This is a genomic window from Micromonospora sp. NPDC050417 (assembly GCF_044458865.1).
GTDB lineage: Bacteria > Actinomycetota > Actinomycetes > Mycobacteriales > Micromonosporaceae > Micromonospora_G.
In genome coordinates, this window is record NZ_JBITIH010000061.1 from 1 (window position 1) to 3,294 (window position 3,294).

Annotated in this window: 1 protein-coding gene; it reads right to left on the bottom strand. The window is 67.2% G+C overall.

Translation table 11 applies throughout. From position 1 onward, the window contains the following. On the bottom strand, positions 1–2,361 hold a 2,361-nt coding region (locus ACIBF5_RS32590), incomplete at its 3' end, for a hypothetical protein (RefSeq protein WP_396816738.1). Positions 2,362–3,294 lie beyond the last annotated feature (933 nt).

Genomic DNA, 3,294 nt, shown 5'->3' on the forward strand with positions numbered 1-3,294 from the left:
CACGTCATCCAACCCAGACGCGATCACCTCAGTGAACTCACCAGCCGGACCCGCACCCGCCCAGCCGTAATCGGGAGGCCCGTCGGCCGGAGGCCGCATCGCCGCGAAGACGGTGGATGCCCGCCCACCCGGCGGGGCCAGTGAGTCGTAATGCGGCGGCGAGACCGAGCCGTCGTCCTCGGAATCGTCCTGGTCGGGCGACTCGGTGAGCTCCGTTATGCCAAACGGTGATCCGGTCCTTTCCCGCTCCCAGGCCGCCAGCCCAACGGTGTCCACAAGGAAATACTGATCGGAGTCGAGTGCGATCCCTCGAAGGAATTGCAGCTGGATATCGGACGTGTATCCCCCGCCATCCTCCTCCGCCCATTGGACCGCCGCGACACCAGCCGGCTGCTCAAGCCAGCGCAGGTACGCCTCTCGGTCAGGTACAGGAAATTCAACAGCAATTGGCGCGTCAAACTCCAGTTCCGGGGTAGTCCGGAAAGCCCAGCGCACTGTGGCCGCCGCCGGATCCGCATGGCTGACCCCGTCGGTCGGCGCCGCCGCGAAACGCGTCAGCGCTTCCCTCAGCGACATCGCGGGCGGCTGCCGCGTGGCGCTGGTCAGCGTCTCCGAGATATCCCCGCTGGGCTCACTGCGCCTGGTCCGCTGCCTGCTCTCGCTCCACCTGAGTACCCGCCAGGCCAGAACCTCCTCGACCGACCCCGTTTCTTCGTCGGACGGCCGGGCGTACTCCGCCGACACGACTGAGACATGCTGCTGCACCAGGTGCTGGATGAACGGCGACGTGCGCTGTGCCTCGCCGGTCAGCGGATCGACAAGCAGGACCACCGGTCGCAGACCTACTGGTGGGGTGGGGACCAGATCCTGCAGATACTCCTGCGCGGTCAGCCACTGGCCGTCCACCGGGCTACGCAACCTGCTGTAGGGGGCGACACCGGGGAGAACCCCCGCCCGGTTGAGGCGGCCCGGTTCCACCACCACCTGCTCCAGCGCATTGAACGCGATGTTGCTATGCAGGACTTCGGCGAATCCGGCGAACACCCCGTGGTTGGGCACCATCACGGCGACCAGACCAGGCTGGCCCACCTGCCGCAGATCGGTTCCTGCCACTCGGTGGCGAGGGAGGACCGTGCGGTATTGGTTGACCCAGATCTCGTCCGCATCGGCCCAGAGGGTGAACACTTCGCGCGCCGGTTCATCGCCGACGCTGGGCAGCCGAAGACGGTACGAGGTGATGTTCTCGCCCAGCCGCACCGGCATCGCCGCCGAGCCCGGCGGCGCGACCGGGAGGACAGTCCGGACCCGCAGGAACCCACGCGCCGCGTCAAGGCCGACAGCGCCCGTACCAACAACGCCCGCACCAAGCGGCACCGCGACAAATCGCTGACTCTCCATCGACGCGGACGGTGCCAGCGGACTGAGCAGAGCCCGATACGCCGGCGGCCCGTCCTGCTCCTGCCGCTCCTCCTCGATCCTCCGGGTGACCACCAGCAGTGCCAGGTTGTAGTCGTCGAACCAGGAGTGGCCCTCGTCCAACCGGCTGCGGATCTCGGTCTCCAGGTCTCGCGGAACGGCCGCCCGGCTGGCGTCCTGCACCGCCGACAGCAACGTGACATAGAGGTCAACACTCTGGTGCGGATAGACGTGCCCGCTGATCAATTGATTGGGTTGTGGTGAGCCCACGACCACCGCCCGGGGGGCGGGCAGCCCTATCACCTGCCGCGTTTCGACAACCTCTGCCACCTCCCGCGCGTACCGGCGGAGTTCCTCGTCGGTGCCGTACGGCATCAGCACCAGCACCGACGGCTCGTTCCCACCGGCGCTGCTGTTGGTCCGGCTGTTGACCGGAGTGCTGAAGAACAGATCGAGCAGTTCGGGAACAGGCAGGTAGGGGCGGTGCGGCTCACCAGCAGCCGCCAGTTGCGGCTGAGGGTCAGACTCCGGCCCCATGTTGATCAATTCGCCGGTCACCACCACCGCCGCGTTGGGCACGGTGAGCGCCGTTACCAAGGCGAGGTGCGCGCTCAGATGCGGCTGAACCTCGCCCGATTCCGGCTGTGTGGTCGGCGGAACCAGCCACACCCGGTCTGCCAGGCGGCGAGCGGAACGACCACCCTGCCGCGCCGCGTGCGCCCAGTCCACAAGCCTGGCCCGGTTGAGACGGTTCTGGAGCACGTTGGCATGTCGCAGCGCCTCGGCGCGGTCGACTGATATTTCTGGCTGTTGGAGTGATTCAAGCCGCTCACGCAGTTGGGTGATCTCGCCGAGGGCTGTGTCAATGAGCTGCTGACGCGAGGCTGACCGGTCGCTGTTCATCACGGCATGCACACCGACGAGAATGTTCGCCGCCGCTGTCATCGGGAGGATCCGACGGGAATCGCCCGCTGTCTGGAAAGCCTCGACCTGTCGGGCCTTGGTGAACAGCCCTTCGATCGGCCCACCCGTTGCCTGGCCTCGCCACCACCGGACAGCCTCAGTCACCAACCGCCCGCTCGGCTGTTGGTGACCTGATCTCTCGCGGTCATCACGCTCACCCAGCATCTGACCGGAGAACTCCCACCGGAAGTCATTCGTTCCGATCGGTGACAGCCGTGCCAGTTCACGTGGGGTCGAGCGGGCCGATCCCCGAGCGGACCCCAGCGGCGACCGCACGGTGAGCCGGTGGGGCGTCGAGCCGCTCAATGGCGAGCGCCGCCAGGCCGCCCCTCCCAGCGGCGACCTCATCGCCGACGCGGTCATCGGCGACCGTGGTGACATCGCCTGAAGTGGAGACAACCGCTGCGCGGCGGACCCACCTTCGGCCAGGGACGACGGGAGCGACAGCCGAGGCAGTTGCAACCGCAGATTGTCGGAATGGCTACGCGTAGGGATTCGACTGCCGGAGGTGCCCGCGCCGCTTGAGTCCAGGGTCGAGGAACTTCCCTCGCGAACCTGTTCTCCCGGCCACCAGGTGTCGCGCGAATCAGGATCCAGCCCCGCCGAAGTGGTTGCGTGATCAGGACTGGTAGGTCCGGTCCACACGGTCGGTTCGGTGTTGATGGGTCGGCCGGGTTCGGTTGGTGTTCTGGGAAGTTCTGCGTTCGCCCATGGAGGCTGGCTGGTAGAGGTGCTGGGGTTGGCCGGGCTGGAGGCACCTTCCGTGTCTGAGTCCGTCACGTAGATGTCGTCAAGGTCGTCAAGGTCGTCGTTGTCGGCCGCGGTACGGCCCGTGCGGGCTTCGTCGCCGGCTCGGGTGCCGGGGCCGGTCGAGCTGCCTGCCTCCGACCCAAGCTGGGAGTTTGCGGAGGTGTT